General features: G+C 57.9%; 24 protein-coding genes and 1 tRNA gene. 19 read left to right on the top strand and 6 right to left on the bottom strand.

The features are described from left to right. The first annotated feature begins 1 nt into the window (after position 1). From JWR98_RS15020 to JWR98_RS15035, 4 genes are read left to right on the top strand one after another with little or no spacing between them, the layout of a single operon-like run. Positions 2–1,024 (top strand): LacI family DNA-binding transcriptional regulator, encoded by a 1,023-nt coding sequence (locus JWR98_RS15020; RefSeq protein WP_003174986.1) that lies wholly within the window; start codon positions 2–4, stop codon positions 1,022–1,024. Positions 1,025–1,047: 23 nt separating this feature from the next. Continuing rightward, entirely contained in the window at positions 1,048–1,965 is a 918-nt protein-coding gene (gene rbsK, locus JWR98_RS15025) for a ribokinase (protein WP_205490439.1), read from the top strand. Further along, a complete protein-coding gene (gene rbsD / locus JWR98_RS15030) occupies positions 1,962–2,366 on the top strand; it encodes a D-ribose pyranase (protein ID WP_078733900.1) in 405 nt (134 codons plus the stop codon). Before rbsK ends, rbsD begins: the two co-directional genes overlap by 4 nt. Positions 2,367–2,392: 26 nt before the next feature. Then, positions 2,393–3,421, top strand: a complete 1,029-nt coding sequence (locus tag JWR98_RS15035; RefSeq protein WP_003174983.1) for a nucleoside hydrolase — start codon at positions 2,393–2,395, stop codon at positions 3,419–3,421. Between the two features lie 32 nt (positions 3,422–3,453). Here JWR98_RS15035 and JWR98_RS15040 read toward each other — a convergent pair whose 3' ends face one another. Then, the gene (locus JWR98_RS15040) at positions 3,454–3,666 is read right to left on the bottom strand and encodes a hypothetical protein (protein ID WP_078733899.1); all 213 of its coding nucleotides are present in this window, start codon (positions 3,664–3,666) and stop codon (positions 3,454–3,456) included. Positions 3,667–3,836: 170 nt separating this feature from the next. On the opposite strand from JWR98_RS15040, the gene JWR98_RS15045 reads away from it, so the two are divergent. Together JWR98_RS15045 and JWR98_RS15050 are read left to right on the top strand one after the other, a co-directional pair. Continuing rightward, positions 3,837–4,142 (top strand): hypothetical protein, encoded by a 306-nt coding sequence (locus tag JWR98_RS15045; RefSeq protein WP_078733999.1) that lies wholly within the window; start codon positions 3,837–3,839, stop codon positions 4,140–4,142. 144 nt (positions 4,143–4,286) lie between these two features. Then, positions 4,287–4,607 carry an I78 family peptidase inhibitor gene (locus JWR98_RS15050; protein ID WP_078733898.1) on the top strand — a complete coding sequence of 107 codons (321 nt, stop codon included), beginning with the start codon at positions 4,287–4,289 and terminating at the stop codon, positions 4,605–4,607. A 73-nt stretch (positions 4,608–4,680) separates the two neighbouring features. Here the strand turns inward: JWR98_RS15050 and JWR98_RS15055 are convergent, their stop codons facing one another. Further along, positions 4,681–4,893, bottom strand: coding sequence for a cold-shock protein (locus JWR98_RS15055; RefSeq protein WP_003179963.1), 213 nt, complete (start codon positions 4,891–4,893; stop codon positions 4,681–4,683). 289 nt (positions 4,894–5,182) lie between these two features. Further along, positions 5,183–5,497, bottom strand: a complete 315-nt coding sequence (locus JWR98_RS15060) for a hypothetical protein (RefSeq protein WP_015884935.1) — start codon at positions 5,495–5,497, stop codon at positions 5,183–5,185. A gap of 356 nt (positions 5,498–5,853) precedes the next feature. On the opposite strand from JWR98_RS15060, the gene thrS reads away from it, so the two are divergent. The 9 genes from thrS to JWR98_RS15105 all read left to right on the top strand — a co-directional run bounded on the left by thrS (position 5,854) and on the right by JWR98_RS15105 (position 13,309). After that, the gene (thrS, locus tag JWR98_RS15065) at positions 5,854–7,776 is read left to right on the top strand and encodes a threonine--tRNA ligase (protein WP_078733897.1); all 1,923 of its coding nucleotides are present in this window, start codon (positions 5,854–5,856) and stop codon (positions 7,774–7,776) included. Beyond that, positions 7,776–8,327, top strand: coding sequence for a translation initiation factor IF-3 (infC, locus tag JWR98_RS15070; RefSeq protein WP_169850653.1), 552 nt, complete (start codon positions 7,776–7,778; stop codon positions 8,325–8,327). The genes thrS and infC overlap by 1 nt, the downstream gene beginning before the upstream one ends. Positions 8,328–8,387: 60 nt before the next feature. Further along, the gene (gene rpmI, locus JWR98_RS15075; protein WP_002553160.1) at positions 8,388–8,582 is read left to right on the top strand and encodes a 50S ribosomal protein L35; all 195 of its coding nucleotides are present in this window, start codon (positions 8,388–8,390) and stop codon (positions 8,580–8,582) included. 30 nt (positions 8,583–8,612) lie between these two features. Beyond that, positions 8,613–8,969 (top strand): 50S ribosomal protein L20, encoded by a 357-nt coding sequence (gene rplT, locus JWR98_RS15080; RefSeq protein WP_003174975.1) that lies wholly within the window; start codon positions 8,613–8,615, stop codon positions 8,967–8,969. A 108-nt stretch (positions 8,970–9,077) separates the two neighbouring features. Further along, positions 9,078–10,094 (top strand): phenylalanine--tRNA ligase subunit alpha, encoded by a 1,017-nt coding sequence (pheS, locus tag JWR98_RS15085; protein WP_078733896.1) that lies wholly within the window; start codon positions 9,078–9,080, stop codon positions 10,092–10,094. Positions 10,095–10,120: 26 nt separating this feature from the next. Further along, positions 10,121–12,499, top strand: coding sequence for a phenylalanine--tRNA ligase subunit beta (gene pheT / locus JWR98_RS15090; RefSeq protein ID WP_078733895.1), 2,379 nt, complete (start codon positions 10,121–10,123; stop codon positions 12,497–12,499). Between the two features lie 3 nt (positions 12,500–12,502). Further along, on the top strand, positions 12,503–12,805 hold the full coding sequence (gene ihfA / locus JWR98_RS15095; RefSeq protein WP_002553164.1) for an integration host factor subunit alpha: 303 nt from the start codon (positions 12,503–12,505) through the stop codon (positions 12,803–12,805). Further along, the gene (locus JWR98_RS15100) at positions 12,786–13,142 is read left to right on the top strand and encodes a MerR family transcriptional regulator (protein WP_003174972.1); all 357 of its coding nucleotides are present in this window, start codon (positions 12,786–12,788) and stop codon (positions 13,140–13,142) included. Before ihfA ends, JWR98_RS15100 begins: the two co-directional genes overlap by 20 nt. A 90-nt stretch (positions 13,143–13,232) precedes the next feature. After that, positions 13,233–13,309, top strand: a tRNA-Pro gene (locus JWR98_RS15105). A 445-nt stretch (positions 13,310–13,754) separates the two neighbouring features. Here the strand turns inward: JWR98_RS15105 and JWR98_RS15110 are convergent. After that, positions 13,755–15,251: a trypsin-like serine peptidase gene (locus JWR98_RS15110; RefSeq protein ID WP_078733894.1), complete on the bottom strand. Its 1,497-nt coding sequence runs from the start codon at positions 15,249–15,251 to the stop codon at positions 13,755–13,757. Between the two features lie 258 nt (positions 15,252–15,509). Between JWR98_RS15110 and JWR98_RS15115 the strand changes: the two genes are divergently transcribed. Next, the gene (locus JWR98_RS15115; RefSeq protein ID WP_205490440.1) at positions 15,510–15,962 is read left to right on the top strand and encodes a hypothetical protein; all 453 of its coding nucleotides are present in this window, start codon (positions 15,510–15,512) and stop codon (positions 15,960–15,962) included. Positions 15,963–16,028: 66 nt separating this feature from the next. Here JWR98_RS15115 and JWR98_RS15120 read toward each other — a convergent pair whose 3' ends face one another. Beyond that, entirely contained in the window at positions 16,029–16,628 is a 600-nt protein-coding gene (locus JWR98_RS15120) for a TetR/AcrR family transcriptional regulator (protein WP_078733892.1), read from the bottom strand. A gap of 101 nt (positions 16,629–16,729) precedes the next feature. On the opposite strand from JWR98_RS15120, the gene JWR98_RS15125 reads away from it, so the two are divergent. Continuing rightward, positions 16,730–17,488: an SDR family oxidoreductase gene (locus JWR98_RS15125; RefSeq protein ID WP_078733891.1), complete on the top strand. Its 759-nt coding sequence runs from the start codon at positions 16,730–16,732 to the stop codon at positions 17,486–17,488. 34 nt (positions 17,489–17,522) lie between these two features. Here the strand turns inward: JWR98_RS15125 and JWR98_RS15130 are convergent, their stop codons facing one another. Then, positions 17,523–18,059, bottom strand: a complete 537-nt coding sequence (locus tag JWR98_RS15130) for a helix-turn-helix domain-containing protein (protein ID WP_078733890.1) — start codon at positions 18,057–18,059, stop codon at positions 17,523–17,525. 135 nt (positions 18,060–18,194) lie between these two features. Here JWR98_RS15130 and JWR98_RS15135 point away from each other — a divergent pair, with 135 nt between their 5' ends. Both JWR98_RS15135 and JWR98_RS15140 read left to right on the top strand, forming a co-directional pair. Further along, on the top strand, positions 18,195–18,977 hold the full coding sequence (locus JWR98_RS15135) for an aldolase (protein WP_078733889.1): 783 nt from the start codon (positions 18,195–18,197) through the stop codon (positions 18,975–18,977). 36 nt (positions 18,978–19,013) lie between these two features. After that, complete coding sequence (locus JWR98_RS15140; RefSeq protein WP_205490441.1) at positions 19,014–19,901, top strand: dihydrodipicolinate synthase family protein; 888 nt, start codon at positions 19,014–19,016, stop codon at positions 19,899–19,901. Positions 19,902–19,985 lie beyond the last annotated feature (84 nt).

Here is a 19,985-nt window from a genome sequence, read left to right on the forward strand (position 1 = left end):
CATGGCAACGATCAAGGATGTGGCAGCGCTTGCAGGTATTTCCTACACCACGGTATCCCATGTGGTGAACAAGACGCGCCCTGTGAGCGAGCCGGTACGCATCAAGGTCGAAGCGGCGATCAAGCAGCTCGACTACGTGCCCAGTGCGGTGGCGCGCTCGCTCAAGGCCAAGACCACGGCGACCATCGGTTTGCTGGTGCCCAACAGCCTCAACCCGTATTTCGCGGAGTTGGCGCGCGGCATCGAGGATTACTGTGAGCGTAACGGCTACTGCGTGATCCTCTGCAACTCCGACGACAACGCAGAAAAGCAGCGCAGCTATTTGCGCGTGTTGCTCGAAAAACGCATCGACGGCCTGATCGTGACCTCGGTGGGCGGCGACGACAGTGGGTTGGCGGCAGGTTTGAGCGCGGTGCGCACGCCCATGGTGATTGTCGACCGGGCATTGGATGGGATTGATGTCGACCTGGTCCGTATCGATCACGAGGAGGGCGCCTACCTGGCGACCCGGCACTTGCTCGAGCTGGGGCATCGTGACATCGCCTGCATTGGCGGCCCGGCGCATACCCGCGTGGCGCAGATGCGTCTGGCGGGGTATCAGCGTGCGTTGCGCGAGGCGGGTATCGACGTGGCGGCCCATCGCATCCAGGCAAGTGATTTCACCAGCACCGGCGGTTACGCCGCTGCTGTGCAACTGTTGGCGCAGAACCCGCCCAGCGCGATTTTTGCCAGCAACGACATGATTGGTTTCGGCGTGTTGCGTGCGGCTGCGGAGCGTAATATCCGCGTGCCCGGCGAACTGTCGGTGATCGGTTTCGATGACATTCAAATGGGCCGTTATGTGTACCCGGCGCTGACTACGGTCGGGCAATCGATCCTGCAACTGGGCGAGACGGCGGCCGAGCTTCTCCTGCGACGAATCGCAACACCCCAACTGCCGATCGATCAACGGATCGTGACGCCGAGCATCGTATTGCGTGAGTCGACGGCGCCCGTCGCCGGTGCGTTCGCCCAATACCGCTGAACCGAATTGATGAGTATTGATGTATGCCAGCAAAAGTAGTGGTTATAGGCAGCTTGAACATGGACCTGGTCACCCGCGCCAGCCGGTTGCCGCGTGCCGGTGAAACCCTGATCGGCCAGACATTCTCGACAGTGCCGGGCGGCAAGGGCGCCAACCAGGCTGTCGCATCTGCTCGCCTGGGGGCCGAAGTGGCAATGATCGGTTGCGTCGGCACTGATGCTTACGGTGCTCAACTGCGGGATGCGTTGCGGGTGGAAGGCATCGATTGCCAGGCGGTCAGCACCGTGGACGGCTCCAGCGGCGTCGCCTTGATCGTGGTGGATGACAGCAGCCAGAACGCGATTGTCATCGTCGCCGGCAGTAACGGTGAACTGACGCCAGCCTCGCTGCAGGCGTTTGACGCGGTGTTGCAGGCGGCGCAGGTAATTGTCTGCCAGCTGGAGGTGCCGATGGACACCGTGGGGTATGCCCTCAAGCGCGGTCGCGAACTGGGCAAGACGGTCATCCTCAACCCGGCGCCGGCCAGTGGTCCGCTGCCCGCCGAGTGGTACGCCTTGATCGATTACCTGATTCCCAACGAAAGTGAAGCCACCGCGCTCAGTGGCGTGACCGTCGACTCCCTCGACAGCGCCAAGCGTGCGGCAACCGAGTTGATCAAGGCGGGTGCCGGCAAAGTCATCATCACCCTGGGGGCCCAAGGCGCGTTGTTTGCTGATGGCCAGGGTTTTGAACAGCTGGTTGCGCCCAAGGTCCAGGCCGTGGATACCACTGCCGCCGGCGATACGTTTGTCGGCGGCTTCTGCGCGGCGCTGGCCAATGGCAAGAGCGAAGCCGAGGCCATCCGTTTCGGCCAGGTCGCGGCGGCGCTGTCGGTCACTCGCGCCGGTGCGCAACCCTCCATTCCTACGCTGCTCGACGTACAAGGTTTTGTGCCCTCATGAAAAAGACTCCGCTGCTCAATATTGCCCTGTCGCGCGTCATCGCCTCCCTGGGGCACGGCGATATCCTGGTGATCGGCGATGCTGGCCTGCCGGTGCCGCCGGGTGTCGAATTGATTGACCTGGCATTGACCCAGGGCATTCCTGACTTCATCAGCACGCTGCGTGTTGTGCTGAGTGAAATGCAGGTTGAAAGCCACGTGCTGGCCGAAGAAATCCTGCTCAAGCAGCCGCCCGCATTGGCTGAGTTGACTACCCTGACGGAACAGGCTGCCCTCGGTGAGCGGTGTCTGGTGAGTCATGACGTATTCAAGCAGCTCAGCGGCAAGGCGCGGGCTGTTGTGCGCACAGGCGAATGCCAGCCTTATTGCAACATCGCGCTGGTGTCCGGCGTAACGTTCTAGAGTTCCCCAACGACAAGGAGTGTTTTATGCAACGTGGTCTTCCCATCCTGAGAAATCTGTTTCGGAGTGTCCTGCTTTTGTCCGCGCTCACAGCAGCCAGCGCCCAAGCGGCGGAAAAAATCGATCTGATCATCGACACCGACCCAGGCGCCGACGATGTAGTGGCCTTGCTCTTCGCCATGGCCTCTGCGGACGAATTGAACATCCGTGCGCTGACCACCGTGGCCGGCAATGTGCGGTTGGACAAGACTTCGCGCAACGCGCGCCTGGCCCGCGAGTGGGCGGGGCGCGAGGACATCCCGGTGTACGCCGGTGCCCCGGCGCCACTGCTGCGCAAACCGATCTATGCCGAGAATATCCACGGCAAGGAAGGCATTTCCGGTGTGGCCGTGCACGAACCCAAAAAGGGCTTGGCCGAGGGTAATGCGGTTGATTACCTGATCAAGACCCTTCGCGCAGCCAAACCTCACAGCATCACGATTGCCATGCTCGGTCCGCAGACCAACCTTGCGCTGGCATTGACTCAGGACCCGGAAATCACCCAGGGCATCAAGGAAGTGGTGGTGATGGGCGGCGCGCATTTCAACGGCGGCAATATCACGCCGGTGGCCGAGTTCAATCTGTTCGCCGACCCGATCGCGGCCGAGATTGTGCTCAAGAGCGGCGTCAAGCTGACCTACCTGCCACTGGATGTGACCCACAAGGTCTTGACCAGTGAGGCGCGGCTTAAGCAGATCGCCGATATCAAGAATAACGCGAGCAAGATCGTTGGCGATATTCTCAACGAATACGTCAAGGGGGACATGGAGCACTACGGTATCCCGGGTGGGCCTGTGCACGACGCCACTGTCGTTGCCTACCTGCTCAAGCCATCGCTGTTCAGCGGGCGTGAGGTCAATGTCGTGGTGGACAGCCGCGAAGGCCCGACCTTCGGCCAAACCATCGTTGATTGGTACGATGGTCTGAAACAGCCGAAGAACGCATTCTGGGTTGAGAGCGGCGACGCCCAAGGCTTTTTCGATCTGCTGACCGAGCGCCTGGCGCGCCTTAAGTAAATCCCCTACCGGTCGGCGCTCGTCGACTGGTCTTATCCGCGCTCGGGGTTGTGTGCGCCCCGGTGATCGGCCGGGTATTTCTCGAATACCTGGCCTATAAAAGCCTGCGCGGCTTGAGTGCCCAGTTCCTTGACCAGCAGGTCGATACCGATGATCGCTAATTCTTCCGGGCTGCCGGGGCTGTAGGAACTTTGTCCTAGGGGCCACTTGGCTTTGATATCGGCTTGGAGCGTTACGGTGGTCATGAAAGTCTCACGGGTAGAAATGCGGGGCAATGCGCTGGAATGCGGCTCTAATGGGCGCAGTTAAGCATTTTTGCGCAGTGTTTGGCTCTGCTACTTAGGCATGAAGTGTTTCGAAGTGAGGCCCGCGCTGTGCGACACTGGCCCATTGTTGAATGGCCGGGGAACACCGCGTGCAGATCGATTTGAAAAAACCCGAGAACCTGACCCTGGATAACGTGCGTCAATTGCTCGCCAGCGCCAGCGACGATCAACATGCTCAATTGCGTGTCACCAAGGCGGGTATCGCCTATATTTCTTCCGGGATAGTGGGCGGCACTGATATCGGCGGCCTGCTGTTCCGTCTGGAGACCTGGGCCAAGGGCTCCGGCTATGTCGGTAATGTGGCCGCCAGCGACGAGGTCTGGGTCAGGCAGATTTTCAACGCGCTGAAGCAGAATTGGCCAAAGCCTGCCTTTGACTACATTGATATCTATTGATTACGTTCATATCTGGTCACGATTGACTGGGCGAATGCCTGTCGAGACTCAGGCAGACTTGCCCATCGACGGTTTACGTCTTGAAACCAATCTATCAGGCCGCTGTCGCACGATCTCTGTCCATTTTTATCATTAGGAGGCTTCATGCCTTGGAAGCTCGCATCATTCGGTACTTTGTTGGCAGCACTCGCCCTGGCGGGTTGCAGCACTCCGGGTGCCTCTGAGCCAGGCAAAGACGCCGCCGTGACCGACGCCGGCCATAGTCGCTGTGAGGCAAAGGCCGCCGAATTCACCGTCGGCCAGAAGGCTTCGCCGCAGTTGCTGGAACAGGCCCGCACTCGTGCCGGTGCGCAGAACGCGCGGATCCTCAAGCCCAACGACATGATCACGTTGGAATACCGTTCCGATCGCCTCAATCTCAATACCGACGACAATCTGGTGATTACGCGCGTCAATTGCGGCTGATCGCTTCAAGGCTTTTGCAGCGCCCATAAAAAACCCCGTCACATGGACGGGGTTTTTTAGATCGGCGCAGAAATTACTCTGGGCGAACCTGTGCAGCTTGCATACCCTTTTGGCCTTTCTCAGCCACGAAGGAAACGGTTTGGCCTTCTTTCAGGCTTTTGAAACCGTCGCTTTCGATAGCTTTGAAGTGTACGAACAGGTCGTCACCGCCACCTTGAGGAGTGATGAAGCCGAAGCCTTTTTCATCGTTGAACCATTTAACGGTGCCGGTTTGGCGATTAGACATGGTGTATCTCCAAGAAACATATATTTTCAGTAGTGCTGTGCTGCTCAGGCCAACTGGGCACACCGGGCTATCATAGTCGAAATGTTCGACTTGGGAGCCCCCCCAAGGCACTGTTTGCTAATCAATAGCGTTGCGTTTAGGCGCTGTGTTGGCTGAAAGCCCCGATTTACGGGGCTTTAGCACGAAATATCAGCTGGTAAAAAAAGCCGTAAAAGCTGCGTAATTTGTGCGAAATGGCAGTTTTCAGGCTGTTTTTACGGCTGAAAATCCGTCTGATCGCGGGTCGTTCTTACTTTTTCTTCACGACTTTGCAGGAAGAAATAGCCGCCACGGCTTTGTTTTTGAGCTCCGGGCTGGCGTTCTGGTTGGTCATCAGCTCCTTGATTTCGGCGGTGCTCAATTCGGCGTTGATCTTGTCGGCGCCGCATTCGCAGTGGGCTTTGGCGGTCTTGGCGTCCACGTTCTGGCTGGCGGCCGCGCTGCAATCGCTGACGAAACTGTCGCGGGCACCGGCAGGCCAGTTCGACGGGGCCGCAGCTTGTGCGCCTAGGGAAAGCAGGGTCAGGGAAGCGGCTAGAGCGAGGGTAGAGGTAAAACGCATCATGAGGATGCTCCTTTGGGTCGAGGACGAACGGCGATTCTCAGTGGGTTTGAGGGCTTGCGTACAGCCCAAGTTCACTTTTGCCGCTATTTTGTCTTTGCATCAGCGGGCGTCGGCGCGATGACCGTTCATCTGTGCTAGCATCGTTGCCCTGGCTCTTACGGGTGCGCCATTTGCCGCCTTGCCATGTTCTTTTCAGCTCACTCCAGTCACTCTGGTTCGATTATCGGTTGGCCGAAAGGCTCCTGCCGCTGTAAGGCAGGCGTTCATCATTTGAACGGCCTGGTATTGGATCTTGTACTGGCTCATCCCAACCCACGTGACCTTTGGTAGGGGTCACCACTAGGAGAGGAGGCGCCATGCCAACTATTACTCTTCCCGACGGCAGTCAACGTTCATTCGATCATGCGGTTTCGGTAGCCGAGGTCGCCGCATCCATTGGTGCCGGCCTGGCCAAGGCCACCGTGGCCGGCAAGGTAGACGGCAAACTGGTCGATGCCAGTGACCTGATCACCGCCGATGCCAGCCTGCAAATCATCACGCCCAAGGATCAAGAGGGGCTGGAGATCATTCGCCACTCTTGCGCGCACCTGATTGGCCATGCGGTCAAGCAGTTGTACCCCACCGCGAAGATGGTGATCGGCCCGGTCATTGATGAAGGCTTCTATTACGACATCGCCTACGAGCGTCCTTTTACGCCGGACGACCTGGCGGCCATCGAGCAGCGCATGCACGCGCTGATCGAAAAAGATTACGACGTCATCAAGAAAGTCACCCCGCGCGCCGAAGTGATCGACGTGTTCACCGCCCGTGGCGAGGACTACAAGCTGCGTCTGGTGGAAGACATGCCGGACGAGCAGGCCATGGGTCTGTATTACCACGAAGAATACGTCGATATGTGCCGCGGTCCGCACGTGCCGAACACGCGCTTTCTCAAGTCGTTCAAGCTGACCAAGCTGTCCGGCGCCTACTGGCGTGGCGACGCGAAGAACGAACAACTGCAGCGGATCTACGGCACTGCCTGGGCTGACAAGAAGCAACTGGCGGCCTACATCCAGCGCATCGAAGAAGCCGAAAAACGCGACCACCGCAAGATCGGCAAGCGCCTGAACCTGTTTCACCTCCAGGAAGAAGCGCCGGGCATGGTGTTCTGGCATCCGAACGGCTGGACCCTGTACCAGGTGCTTGAGCAGTACATGCGCAAGGTTCAGCGCGAAAACGGTTACCTGGAAATCAAGACGCCACAAGTCGTTGACCGCAGCTTGTGGGAGAAATCCGGGCATTGGGCCAACTACGCCGACAACATGTTCACCACCCAGTCGGAAAACCGCGACTACGCCATCAAGCCGATGAACTGCCCGTGCCACGTGCAGGTGTTCAACCAAGGCCTGAAGAGCTACCGCGAATTGCCGATGCGCCTGGCCGAGTTCGGTGCCTGCCACCGTAACGAGCCATCGGGTGCGCTGCACGGCATCATGCGTGTGCGCGGCTTCACTCAGGACGACGCCCACATCTTCTGCACCGAAGAGCAGATGCAGGCCGAATCCGCCGCGTTCATCAAGCTGACCATGGACGTTTATCGCGATTTCGGCTTTACCGAAGTCGAGATGAAGCTGTCCACTCGTCCGGAAAAACGTGTCGGTTCCGACGAGCTGTGGGATCGCGCCGAAGCGGCACTGGCCGCAGCGCTCGACAGTGCGGGCCTTGCGTACGATCTGCAGCCGGGGGAGGGCGCCTTTTACGGGCCCAAGATCGAGTTCTCGCTGAAAGATTGCCTTGGTCGCGTCTGGCAGTGTGGTACCCTGCAGCTCGATTTTAACCTGCCGATCCGTCTGGGAGCCGAATACGTTTCCGAAGACAACAGCCGCAAACACCCGGTTATGCTGCACCGGGCGATCCTCGGCTCGTTCGAACGGTTCGTCGGTATCCTGATCGAGCACTACGAGGGCGCGTTCCCTGCGTGGCTGGCTCCGACCCAGGCAGTGATCATGAATATCACTGATAAACAGGCAGATTTTGCCGCTGAAGTTGAAAAAACTCTCAACGAAAGCGGATTTCGTGCCAAGTCCGACTTGAGAAATGAAAAGATCGGCTTTAAAATCCGCGAGCATACTTTGCTCAAGGTTCCCTATCTTTTGGTTATCGGAGATCGGGAAGTCGAGATGCAGACTGTCGCTGTGCGTACTCGTGAAGGTGCTGACCTGGGCTCGATGCCCGTCGCCCAGTTCGCTGAGTTCCTCGCGCAAGCGGTTTCCCGGCGTGGTCGCCCAGATTCGGAGTAATTATTATTAAGCGTGAAATGAGACAAGATAAACGAGCTGCACCGAAAGCCCCGATCAACGAGAATATCTCGGCACGCGAGGTTCGGTTAATTGGCGCTGACGGCGAGCAGATTGGCATCGTCTCGATTGATGAAGCGCTTCGTATCGCTGAAGAGTCCAAATTGGACCTGGTGGAAATCTCCGCCGACGCAGTCCCGCCTGTTTGCCGGGTGATGGACTACGGCAAGTCGATCTTCGAGAAGAAGAAGCAGATTGCTGCGGCGAAGAAAAACCAGAAGCAGATTCAAGTAAAAGAAATCAAGTTTCGTCCAGGGACGGAGGAAGGGGATTACCAGGTAAAACTGCGCAACCTGGTACGTTTCCTGAGTGATGGGGACAGGGCCAAGGTATCCTTGCGATTCCGCGGCCGTGAGATGGCCCACCAGGAGCTGGGGATGGAACTCCTCAAGCGGGTTGAAGCTGACCTGCTTGAGTACGGTTCGGTCGAACAGCATCCTAAGATGGAAGGACGCCAACTGATCATGGTCATCGCCCCGAAAAAGAAGAAGTAATCAACAGGGCACGGCAGGCCTTCTGATTATGTTTATCAACTGAATGCGGAGTATCCGAACATGCCAAAGATGAAGACTAAAAGTGGTGCTGCTAAGCGGTTTCTGAAAACTGCTAACGGTATCAAGCACAAGCACGCTTTCAAGAGCCACATCCTGACCAAAATGTCGACCAAGCGTAAGCGTCAACTGCGCGGTAGCAGCTTGCTGCATCCGTCTGACGTGGCAAAAGTCGAGCGCATGCTGCGCCTTCGTTAATTTTTGGATCAAGAATAGAGGAAGTAACTCATGGCTCGTGTAAAGCGTGGCGTCATTGCCCGTAAGCGTCACAAAAAAATTCTGAAACTTGCTAAAGGCTACTACGGCGCGCGTTCACGCGTATTCCGTGTTGCCAAGCAAGCGGTAATCAAGGCTGGCCAATACGCCTACCGTGACCGTCGTCAGAAAAAACGTCAGTTCCGCGCTCTGTGGATCGCTCGTATCAATGCTGGTGCACGTGTTAACGGTCTGTCCTACAGCCGTTTCATCGCTGGCCTGAAAAAAGCGTCCATCGAAATCGACCGTAAGGTTCTGGCTGAACTGGCCGTGAACGAAAAAGCGGTGTTTGCTGCGATTGTCGAGAAAGCTAAAGCCACCTTGGCTTAAGTACCCCCGACAGTCACCCTGGCTACTCCTGTAGCCCAAGGTGGTAAACGTCATAAATAGGGGAAGAGCCTTCAAGCTCTTCCCCTATTTTGTATCTGGAGTCTGTACATGGAAAACCTGGACGCGCTCGTTGCCCAAGCTCTTGAGGCTGTGCAAAGCGCTGAAGATATCAATGCCCTGGAGCAAATCCGGGTTCACTACCTTGGCAAAAAAGGTGAATTGACTCAGGTGATGAAGACCCTGGGGAATTTGCCGGCTGAAGAGCGTCCGCAGGTCGGCGCGCTGATCAACGTTGCCAAGGAGCGCGTCACCGAGGTTCTCAATGCGCGCAAGGCGTCGCTCGAGGAGGCCGATCTTGCGGCCAGGCTCGCCGCCGAGTCCATTGATGTCACCTTGCCTGGCCGTGGTCAGGCTTCGGGCGGTCTGCATCCGATCACCCGGACTCTGGAACGTATCGAACAGTTCTTCACCCATATTGGCTACGGCATCGCCGAAGGCCCTGAGGTCGAAGACGACTACCACAACTTCGAGGCGCTCAACATCCCAGGCCATCACCCGGCCCGGTCGATGCACGACACCTTCTATTTCAACGCGAACATGTTGCTGCGCACCCATACCTCGCCGGTACAGGTCCGCACCATGGAAGCGAACAAACCGCCGATCCGCATCGTCTGCCCAGGCCGTGTGTACCGCAGCGACTCCGATATCACCCACTCGCCGATGTTCCACCAGGTCGAAGGCCTGCTGGTCGATCGCGATATCAACTTCGCCGACCTAAAGGGCACGATCGAAGAATTCCTGCGGGTGTTCTTCGAAAAAGAGCTGGCGGTGCGTTTCCGCCCTTCGTTCTTCCCGTTCACCGAGCCGTCCGCTGAAGTCGATATGGAATGCGTGATGTGCAGCGGTAAAGGCTGCCGTGTCTGCAAGCAGACCGGCTGGCTGGAAGTGATGGGCTGCGGCATGGTCCACCCCAACGTGTTGCGCATGTCCGGTATCGATCCGGAAGAGTTCTCGGGTTTTGCCTTCGGCATGGGCGTTGAGCGTCTGGCCATGCTGCGTTACGGCGTGAACGACTTGCGTCTGTTCTTCGACAACGACTTGCGGTTCCTCGCGCAATTTCGCTAGTCGTAACGAATCTTTAGGAGAGCAGGATGAAATTCAGTGAACAATGGCTGCGTGGCTGGGTAAGCCCGCAGGTGGATCGCGACGCGCTGGTTGCGCGTCTGTCGATGGCCGGTCTTGAGGTCGATAGCGTTACGCCGGCCGCCGGTGTTTTCAGCGGCGTGGTCGTGGGCTCGGTGCTGAGCACCGAGCAGCACCCCGATGCCGACAAGTTGCGTGTATGCCAAGTCAGTAATGGCGCCGAAACCTTCCAGGTCGTGTGCGGAGCGCCGAATGTGCGTCCGGGTCTGAAGATCCCGTTCGCGATGATTGGTGCTGAACTGCCAGGCGATTTCAAGATCAAGAAGGCCAAGCTGCGTGGCGTTGAATCCAACGGCATGCTGTGCTCCCAGGCAGAACTGCAGGTGGGCGAGGGCAATGATGGCTTGATGGAACTGCCGGGCGACGCACCGGTGGGCCAGGACATCCGCGTTTATCTGGAACTGGAAGATGCCAGCATTGAGGTCGACCTGACGCCGAACCGCGGCGATTGCCTGTCCCTGGCCGGCCTGGCGCGTGAGGTGGGCGCGCTGTACAACGCCCCGGTCACCCGTCCGGTGGTTGCCTCTGTGCCGGCGGTGCACGACGAAGTGCGTTCGATCGAAGTGCTCGCACCCAATGCGTGCCCGCGTTACCTGGGGCGTGTAATCCGTAACGTCGATCTGTCCAAGCCAACCCCGCTGTGGATGGTTGAGCGTCTGCGACGTGCCGACGTGCGCAGCATCGATGCCGCCGTCGACATTACCAACTACGTCATGCTGGAACTGGGCCAACCGCTGCACGCGTTCGACCTTGCCGAGATCAACGGCGGCATCCGCGTACGCATGGCCGAAGAAGGTGAAAAGCTGGTGCTGCTCGATGGCCAGGAAGTGGCCCTGCGCGCCGATACCCTGGTGATCGCTGATCATTCGCGCGCCCTGGCCGTTGCCGGCGTGATGGGCGGCGAGCACAGCGGTGTGTCCGCGACTACCCGTGACGTGTTCCTTGAAAGCGCATTCTTCGACCAGGTCGCCATCGCGGGCAAGGCCCGTTCCTATGGCCTGCACACCGATGCGTCGCACCGCTATGAGCGTGGCGTGGACTGGAAGCTGGCCCGTGAAGCCATGGAGCGCGCCACCGGCCTGCTGCTGGAAATCACGGGTGGCGAAGCTGGCCCGATCACCGAAACCGTCAACGAACAGTACCTGCCGTCCGTGGCACCGATTACCCTGCGTGCCAAAAGCGTTGAGCAGATGCTCGGCCTGGTGATTGAGCCTGCTGAGATCGAGCAACTGCTGTCGGCCCTGGGGCTTGCCATCTCTGCTGGCGGGGAAGGGCAGTGGCACGTTGAAGTGCCAAGCCATCGCTTCGATATCAGCCTGGAAGTCGACCTGATCGAAGAGCTGGCTCGCTTGTACGGCTACAACCGCCTGCCGGTTCGCTACCCGCAAGCACGTCTGGCGCCGCAGCCCAAGGCCGAAGCGCGCGCCCACTTGCCTGAATTGCGTCGCCTGTTGGTTGCGCGTGGCTATCAGGAAGCAGTGACCTACAGCTTCATCGATCCAAAGCAATTCGAACTGTTCAACCCAGGCGTTGAGCCGCTGTTGCTGGCCAATCCGATCTCCAATGACATGGCGGCCATGCGTTCGTCGCTATGGCCAGGCTTGGTCAAGGCGCTGTCTCACAACCTGAACCGTCAGCAAGATCGCGTGCGCATGTTCGAAAGCGGCCTGCGTTTCGTCGGCCAACTCGATGGCTTGAAACAAGAGCCAATGCTGGCCGGTGTGGTTTGCGGCAGCCGCCTGCCTGAAGGTTGGGCACAAGGCCGCGATGCTGTGGACTTCTTTGACGTCAAGGCTGACGTGGAAGCGGTGCTGGGCTTCGCCGGCGCGTTGGATGCCTTCACTTTTGTGCCTGGCAGTCATCCCGCATTGCATCCAGGCCAGACTGCGCGTATCGAACGCGAAGGTCGTTTGGTAGGTTTTGTGGGCGCCATTCACCCTGAGCTTTCGAAGACCCTGGGGCTGGACCGTCCAGTCTTCGTTTTCGAGTTGGTGTTGGCGGAAGTCGCGTCGGGCAAAATGCCGAAATTCAGCGAGTTGTCGCGTTTCCCTGAAGTGCGGCGTGATCTGGCCCTGATTGCCGACCGTGAAGTTGCCGCCACTGCCGTTCTGGATGTAATCCGTGAAAATGCAGGGGAATGGCTGACAGACCTCAGGCTATTTGACGTCTATCAGGGTAAAGGTATTGATCCGCATAGAAAAAGCCTTGCAGTTGGCTTGACCTGGCAGCATCCATCGCGCACTCTTAATGACGATGAGGTGAATACCACGACACAAAATATCCTCACCTCGCTTGAACAAAGGTTAAACGCCACGTTAAGGAAGTGACGTATGGGGGCTTTGACGAAAGCTGAGATGGCGGAACGTCTGTACGAAGAGTTGGGTCTGAACAAACGCGAGGCCAAGGAATTGGTCGAGCTGTTTTTTGAAGAGATCAGACACGCTCTGGAAGACAACGAACAGGTCAAATTGTCCGGTTTCGGCAATTTCGACCTGCGGGACAAACGCCAGCGGCCTGGCCGCAATCCAAAAACGGGAGAAGAAATCCCGATCACGGCTCGCCGTGTGGTCACCTTTCGTCCAGGGCAGAAGTTGAAGGCCCGAGTTGAGGCTTATGCTGGAACCAAGTCATAACGACGAGCTCCCCGTCATCCCAGGCAAACGCTACTTCACCATCGGTGAAGTCAGCGAGCTATGCGCGGTAAAACCGCACGTGCTGCGCTATTGGGAGCAGGAGTTTCCTCAACTCAACCCCGTCAAACGCACCGGGAACCGTCGGTATTATCAGCGCCAGGATGTGCTGATGATCCGACAGATCCGTGCGTTGCTGTACGACCAGGGGTTCACCATCAGCGGCGCGCGTCAACGCATGTCCGGTGATGAAGCCAAAGACGACACCACCCAATACAAGCAACTGATCCGCCAGATGATCTCCGAACTCGAAGATGTGCTGGTGGTGCTGAAGAAGTGATACAGGCTTTTAAAATACTTCCACATTTCAAAAGCTTGCGGTATATTCCTGATCGCTTCGTTGCGAAGCAAACCCAGTAACACGCCTAGTCGGGGCGTAGCGCAGTCCGGTAGCGCACTAGCATGGGGTGCTAGGGGTCGAGTGTTCGAATCACTCCGTCCCGACCATATTTTTCAATGACTTAGCCCAATCTTCATCGGTTGGGCTTTTTCATGCCTGCGAAAAAAACCTACCGCGCCGTGAGCTGTTGTGGGTCCGAGGTCTGTCGCGCCTCTGTGATCTTGCCTAGTCATTGCAAGTCTGGCTCCATTTGGCACCTGCCCAAGTTGATCCCTTCGTGAACCCGACATTAGAGTTGGAAGGGCAAACCAATATAATTGCTCTGGGAAGGGAAGAGAAAACGGCTATAAAAATACGGGTATACACCGGCTGCAGCTTATCTGTCTTCGATCTACTCAATCCTGATCAACGTGGACCATCCACAAACATACGCGCACTTGGTGCAGGCCAGTGAACCGTTTGGCTTCGATAAACGCTGTCTGCGCCGGAGAAGATGATCAGACCCGCGCCTGCATGCTGTCAAAGCGCTGGTCCTGCTGATAGCTTGCTGCCTCACCTGATGTGACGCTGCGAGCGCACCGTTGCGCCTTCGATCACGTCTGTGCGAATGGCTGACGGTTGCCCCACGCTGCTGCGTGCATAGCTGCATAACGTGACCGGCTGCTCTGCGATATCAAGGAAAATACCGTCCATGGCCAGGGTGTAGCGTTCGTCGTCAATATCGCCGCAAGTCGTCTCACCCACTGACTTCATGCTGTAGTAGAAATGCCGGGTAAAACTGCTGTGCTGGTTTTCCCAGTCGATGTGATAGCGGTGCTTGAGCTGCGGTGTCGGTGCCGGGTTGGTCAGGAATACCGAATGGGTGAACGCATTGCGCAGCAGCGCTTCAGTCAGCGGTTGCTCGACCTTTTGCACCCCTAGAATGCACAGCACATGCGCCCCCAGTACTGGGCCGATGGGCTGGTTTATGTACGCCTGGTCAGAGGTGACTGCGGTCTGATAGCCGAGCGTGCGTGTGCAATCGCTGACGTCATTTACGGCCTTGAAGCGGTAAAAAGGTTCCTGAATCGAGAACCTCAGGTTCCAGGTCGGACGGGTAACGAGGCCGGCAGCGTCACGTTGTAAATGCACATACGGTTTGAGGTTCCACGGCTCGTCCAGCGTGATTTCGATGGGTTTGAGCTGGCAATCCTGGGTGTCGTTTAGGAAGACACCGTCTACAAAGCAGTAGAACAAGTCGTTGGTGGGGTAGCTGTAGTTGAATTTGGCGGCTTCGCATGCCGAGTTGTTTTGGCAGCTGTTGAGAATGTCCTTCTGAATGGCAGAGGCGACCTTGCTGATGATGCTGGTGATCTCATTAGTGTGCCGGTCCAGCATCGGACTGCCGGAGCTGCCTGGGCGTAGACCGTTGCAGCGGTTGCGCAAGGCGTTGGGAAACACGCCGGGGTGTTCGGCGAAACTGTTGATGGATGATTCCACGCAGGCACTCATGCGCAGTCCCTTTTTCAGGAAACCGTTCGGTGCCCCCACGTTGATCACTTCTCGGTCCGTCGTCTGACGATGAGAGGCCAGCTTGAGTGGCATGACCGCGCTGGCGATCAGCACGGCCAGGGACGTATCCAGTTCGAGCACCGCCAAATCGGTACCGGCCATGCTGCTCCAGTGTGCCGTCTTGACGGCGTAGGTGACATGCCGTTCGGGTGTGTCATGAAAGTAATTGAAGGTGACATCGGCGCTGAATGCCTGACTGAGGCGCGCTGTACCGTAACTGAAGAACACACAATGCCCGCTGGTCAGCACATAAGCCGGGCCGACGGCCTTGCCCTGGCGATTGCGTGTGTCGAGCAGAACGGCATTGCAGGTCTGGCCCAAGGCGTTTTTGAGGGAACCGATACCGGTCCATTGCGGGTAACGGCGGTTTTTATTTTCAAGTGCCAGGGACGTTGACTGTTTGGTAAGGCCCTCGGCCAAGTCCCTGGCATGGCTGGGCCAGACAGTACTGAACAGCAGGAAATACAGCACAACGGAAGCGGTGCGAATGGGCAACATAAGGGGCCTCGACAAGGAAGTCATTGATTGGCTGAAACTACCCAATCAGGCCAAGGCCGATGACATACATGGCTATTGCGTGAACCCTTGGTGTGGGTGGAAGCGGCTGCGCTCGCACTTCATGACAGCCTTGCATCTCTTCCTTCTTCCATCTCGCGTAGCAACTGTGCGCAGCTTCCCTCCGTCTGTCGCATGACTTGAACTGTCGGCGGACCAACGCGTCTGAACACACGCCCCATTAACCCTACGGAAGCTATCATGCTTTTCAAGAATAAAAGTCTCGTTGCAGTCCTGTCCTGCGCCATGATGTTTGCAGCAGCCCCGTTACTCCCGGCTGACCTCTCTATCATGAACTCCGCTTATGCGAAGGGTAGTGGTGGTGGTGGTGGTGGTGGTGGTGGTGGTGGTGGTGGCAACGGAGGCGGTAACGGCGGTGGTCACAGCGGATCGGATCACGGCAGCTCCGACAGTAACGGCCGTGGCAATGGGCTGAGCAGCGATCACGCCGGCAAGGCGGTTCGCGACCGTGGCGAAAGCGGTAACCGCTACGGCAGTGATAGCGGCCATGGTTCCACGACTTCAGGCATCGCCCATTCCAAAGATACGCGCGGCGTAGCGAAAGCGACTGCGATCTCGACCTCGACACCAGGGGAGCACAACGCTAAAGGGCTGAGTAACGCCGGGACGTCGACTTCAAAGAAATCGCACTGATTGGTTACGCCTGCAATACGTAATTCTGAATAAACGGGCGCCCCGCAGAGGGCGCCCGTTTTTCATTTACTCCTGCGGGGCTCGTGGGCACTTAAGGCTTTCAGGGCTACCAGCGCACAGACCATCCATCACCAGATTCATTAATCTGGCGAGGCGCGAGCGCCAGTCGCTTTGGGAATCCATTTGCCATATTCCGGCGGTTGCCAGGAAAAAGTCGTCGTGAGTAATCCCGCTACGAATCGTTCCGGCCTTTTCATTTGCTCTTAAAAGCAACTCGGCGGCTGCCTGGACTGGAGCATATCCCGACTTTCCAGGGAACTCGTAGGCACATGCCGCCTGTTGTATCGCAGTCGCGAGTCCCGCCTTTGTCATTGCATATTCAGCGAGGCAGTCCATCCATTCTCGGAGCGCTTGCTTAGGTGCTTTCGTCGCGAGGAGCTGTTCGGCCAGTGCTGCTACCTGCTGCATCTCGAATTGATAGACCTCGAATACCAGCTTCTCTCTGTTAGGGAAGTGGCGATAAAACGTTCCTTGCCCTACACCAGCCTTCTTCGCAATCGTACTCAGCGCAATCGCAGGGTCTCTAGTCAGTTCTACCACCGCGACCTCCAGGATCCGTTCCCGGTTCTTCCTGGCGTCAGAACGCATTGCCAACTCATCAGGCATGAGAAAAGTTTTCCTTAAATCGTATTGCTAAGCGGACAGTTGTCCGGTAGTGTTTTTTAAGTGGACAGCTGTCCGCTTGACTATCGTTTCTGGAGTTTACTATGAACGGCACTGGCAACACGATTCTGGTTACTGGCGGCACCTCAGGCATCGGCCTCGGCCTGGCGCTCAGGCTGCACAAGGCGGGCAACAAAGTCATTATTGCGGGCCGTCGCAAGGCTCTACTCGACAAGATCGTATCGGAGCATCCCGGTATCGAAGCCGTATTGCTGGACGTCTGTGATGCTCAATCGATCCAGCGCAGCAGTGAAGCGCTTGCCATCAGCCACCCGAATCTGAACGTTCTCATCAACAACGCGGGCATCATGCACTGGGAAGATCTGACGGATCCGCAAAGCCTGAGTACGGCCGAAGATATCGTGACCACCAACTTACTGGGCACGATCCGCATGGTGTATGCATTCATTCCACAACTGAGCAAGCAGCCCACTGCAACGATTGTGAATGTCAGCTCGGCTTTGGCGTTCGTACCGTTGCCTGCTACGCCGACCTACAGCGCAACCAAAGCGGCCGTGCATTCGTTCACCCAAAGTCTTCGCGTCCAGTTGGAAGCCTCGTCGGTGGAGGTTATCGAACTTGCGCCGCCGGGAGTACGTACCACGTTGCTTGGGCAGGAAAATGACGAACACGCGATGCCCTTGGAAGCGTTCCTGGATGAAGTCTTCGGATTGCTTGAGATTTCTCCGACCCCATCCGAGCTCGTGGTCGAGCGCGCCAAGCCATTAAGGTTTGCTGAGGCGGGCGGGTCGCATGCGGAGGTCTTGAAGATGCTGGCAGGGTACAAACCGCCAGCAGCATGATCGTTACGGGTTACAGGGGTACACCGTCGCGGCCCTAATCCGCGCTATGAACCACCACCAACAACTCAGCCTGTTCGTCAGAAACCGTGCGCAGGCGGTGGGATTTCTGCGCATTGAAATGCAGGGCGTCGCCTTCATCCAGCGTCTGCCGTTCGTTACCGAAGTCGACTTCAACACGGCCCCGGACCACGTAGATGAACTCTTCCCCCAGGTGTTCCTTGAAGGCGGACTGGCCAAACGAGCGTGGCGGATAGACCAGAAACGGCAACAACGCCCGCTGACCGATATGGCGCGCCAGCGGCACGTGCGCCACGGGTGCACCGCCATCGTTGGCTTCGCGCTGCTGGCGTCGAACCAGGCTGTAGCCTTCGGCGGGCACCGCTTCGGTGCTGAACAATTCTTCGGCCTGGGCATTCAAGGCCTTGGCCAGTTTGAGCGCCACCGCAATGGAGGGCGAACTCACGCCGCGCTCCACCTTTGACAGGTAGCTCTTGGTCAATCCGGTCAGCCCGGCCAACTGCTCCAGGGTGATCCCCATCTTCTTGCGCAAAATTCTCAGCTGTACCGCCATCCAACGCTGTTCCTTGAGAAATAATGACACTTGGCTTGATAATGACACAAAGTGTCATTAATATCGATTTGTGTCCTTGAGAGCCGTTGCAGCGACTCCTTGGCAACTTGAACGATTTTCGAGCAGGTACAGACCGTGACCACGACCATGCAGACCCCGAAGGATCAGCTCGTCACCCTCGCCGAGAAGCAAATGGTGACTGCGCTGATCGACAACGAATATACCCCGAGACAGAAGCTTGCACTCACCTGTCGCATTCTTTTTGACGGCGGTCATGACTCCGGGCTGGCCGGGCAAATCACCGCACGCGCCGAAACGCCGGGCACCTATTATACGCAGCGCCTGGGCCTGGGTTTCGACGAGATCAGCGGGGCGAACCTGCTGGTGGTTGATGAAGACCTCAAAGTACTCAAAGGCCAAGGCATGGCGAATCCGGCCAATCGCTTTCACAGCTGGCTCTACAGGGCTCGTCCGGATGTGAACTGCATCATCCATACGCACCCGTTGCACAGCGCCACGCTGTCGATGCTGGAAGTGCCGCTTGCTGTCTCCCACATGGACATCTGCCCGCTGTTCGACGACTGCGCCTTTCTCAAGGAGTGGCCGGGTGTTCCGGTGGGCAATGAAGAAGGCGAGATCATTGCGAAGGCGATCGGTGACAAGCGCGCCATCCTGCTCTCCCACCACGGCTTGCTGATTGCCGGCGGCTCGATCGAAGAAGCGTGCGTGCTCGCGCTGCTGTTTGAGCGTGCGGCCAGGATGCAGTTGCTCGCCATGAGCGCGGGAGAAATCCGCCCGATTCCCGAAGTGTTGGGCAAGGAAGCTCACGATTGGATCTCCACCCCGAAACGCCACGGCGCCGCCTTCAGTTACTACGCACGGCGTGCGCTGCGTACCCATGGCGACTGCCTGGCCTGATCGTCTCTACACTCTAAAAATCGCAAGGTGCCTTGTATGTCTACTTCTACTATTCGCGGCGTTATCGGCTACACCATCACCCCCTTCGCGCCAGACGGTTCACTGGACCTGGCGGCCCTGGGGCAATCGATCGACAAGCTGATCGCCTCCGGCGTGCACGCCATCGCCCCCTTGGGCAGCACCGGGGAGGGCGCCTATCTTTGCGATCAGGAATGGGAGGCGGTGGTCCGTTTCAGCCAGGATCGAATTGCCGGTCGAGTACCGACGGTAGTCAGCGTTTCCGACCTGACCACGGCGCGCACCGTACAGCGTGCCCAACTGGCTGAATCCTGTGGTGCGACCGCTGTGATGGTGCTTCCGGTCTCTTACTGGAAGTTGACTGACGCGGAAATCGTCGATCACTACCTGGCTGTCGGTACGGCCATCAACATTCCGATCATGCTCTACAACAACCCGGGCACCAGCGGCACTGACCTGTCGGTCGATTTGATCCTGCGGATTCTGCGCGAAGTGAAGAACGTCACCATGGTCAAGGAGAGCACCGGTGACATTCAGCGCATGCACCGCCTGTACACGGCGACAGAGGGCAAGGTGGCCTTCTACAACGGCTGCAATCCGTTGACCCTGGAGGCCTTGGTGGCCGGTGCCACGGGCTGGTGTACCGCGGCGCCCAACCTCATTGCGCAACTGAACCTGGCGCTTTGGGACGCTGTCCAGGCCGGCCAGATGGCACAAGCGCGCGCCTTGTTTTATCGCCAGTACGAATTGCTGGAGTACATCACACGTCGTGGCCTGCCCACGACAATCAAGGCGGGCTTGAAGCTTCAGGGGCTGGACGTCGGCGCGCCACGCCTGCCACTTCAGGCGCTCGATGCTTCGGGCAGCGCTTACCTGAAAGCGCTGCTGGACGCGCTGACAGACTGAGCCGCTGCTTAAGCCCATAGGGTGATTGCGAAGAGGCAGTCACCTTGAATCCACCGTTGCGCAACCTGAGGGTAAAACAGTGAA

It is taken from the genome of Pseudomonas lactucae (assembly GCF_016937615.1).
GTDB classification, from domain to species: domain Bacteria; phylum Pseudomonadota; class Gammaproteobacteria; order Pseudomonadales; family Pseudomonadaceae; genus Aquipseudomonas; species Aquipseudomonas lactucae.

Excerpts from the sequence above, each read along its gene's own strand:
- JWR98_RS15130 (WP_078733890.1), bottom strand. The coding sequence starts at position 18,059 with ATGGCGGTACAGCTGAGAATTTTGCGCAAGAAGATGGGGATCACCCTG.
- JWR98_RS15050 (WP_078733898.1), top strand. The coding sequence starts at position 4,287 with ATGCCTTGGAAGCTCGCATCATTCGGTACTTTGTTGGCAGCACTCGCC.
- thrS (WP_078733897.1), top strand. The coding sequence starts at position 5,854 with ATGCCAACTATTACTCTTCCCGACGGCAGTCAACGTTCATTCGATCAT.
- JWR98_RS15140 (WP_205490441.1), top strand. The coding sequence starts at position 19,014 with ATGTCTACTTCTACTATTCGCGGCGTTATCGGCTACACCATCACCCCC.
- JWR98_RS15100 (WP_003174972.1), top strand. The coding sequence starts at position 12,786 with ATGCTGGAACCAAGTCATAACGACGAGCTCCCCGTCATCCCAGGCAAA.
- pheS (WP_078733896.1), top strand. The coding sequence starts at position 9,078 with ATGGAAAACCTGGACGCGCTCGTTGCCCAAGCTCTTGAGGCTGTGCAA.
- JWR98_RS15110 (WP_078733894.1), bottom strand. The coding sequence starts at position 15,251 with ATGTTGCCCATTCGCACCGCTTCCGTTGTGCTGTATTTCCTGCTGTTC.
- JWR98_RS15040 (WP_078733899.1), bottom strand. The coding sequence starts at position 3,666 with ATGACCACCGTAACGCTCCAAGCCGATATCAAAGCCAAGTGGCCCCTA.
- JWR98_RS15055 (WP_003179963.1), bottom strand. The coding sequence starts at position 4,893 with ATGTCTAATCGCCAAACCGGCACCGTTAAATGGTTCAACGATGAAAAA.
- JWR98_RS15120 (WP_078733892.1), bottom strand. The coding sequence starts at position 16,628 with ATGCCTGATGAGTTGGCAATGCGTTCTGACGCCAGGAAGAACCGGGAA.
- ihfA (WP_002553164.1), top strand. The coding sequence starts at position 12,503 with ATGGGGGCTTTGACGAAAGCTGAGATGGCGGAACGTCTGTACGAAGAG.
- rplT (WP_003174975.1), top strand. The coding sequence starts at position 8,613 with ATGGCTCGTGTAAAGCGTGGCGTCATTGCCCGTAAGCGTCACAAAAAA.
- JWR98_RS15035 (WP_003174983.1), top strand. The coding sequence starts at position 2,393 with ATGCAACGTGGTCTTCCCATCCTGAGAAATCTGTTTCGGAGTGTCCTG.
- pheT (WP_078733895.1), top strand. The coding sequence starts at position 10,121 with ATGAAATTCAGTGAACAATGGCTGCGTGGCTGGGTAAGCCCGCAGGTG.
- rpmI (WP_002553160.1), top strand. The coding sequence starts at position 8,388 with ATGCCAAAGATGAAGACTAAAAGTGGTGCTGCTAAGCGGTTTCTGAAA.
- JWR98_RS15060 (WP_015884935.1), bottom strand. The coding sequence starts at position 5,497 with ATGATGCGTTTTACCTCTACCCTCGCTCTAGCCGCTTCCCTGACCCTG.
- JWR98_RS15125 (WP_078733891.1), top strand. The coding sequence starts at position 16,730 with ATGAACGGCACTGGCAACACGATTCTGGTTACTGGCGGCACCTCAGGC.
- JWR98_RS15115 (WP_205490440.1), top strand. The coding sequence starts at position 15,510 with ATGCTTTTCAAGAATAAAAGTCTCGTTGCAGTCCTGTCCTGCGCCATG.
- rbsD (WP_078733900.1), top strand. The coding sequence starts at position 1,962 with ATGAAAAAGACTCCGCTGCTCAATATTGCCCTGTCGCGCGTCATCGCC.
- rbsK (WP_205490439.1), top strand. The coding sequence starts at position 1,048 with ATGCCAGCAAAAGTAGTGGTTATAGGCAGCTTGAACATGGACCTGGTC.
- JWR98_RS15020 (WP_003174986.1), top strand. The coding sequence starts at position 2 with ATGGCAACGATCAAGGATGTGGCAGCGCTTGCAGGTATTTCCTACACC.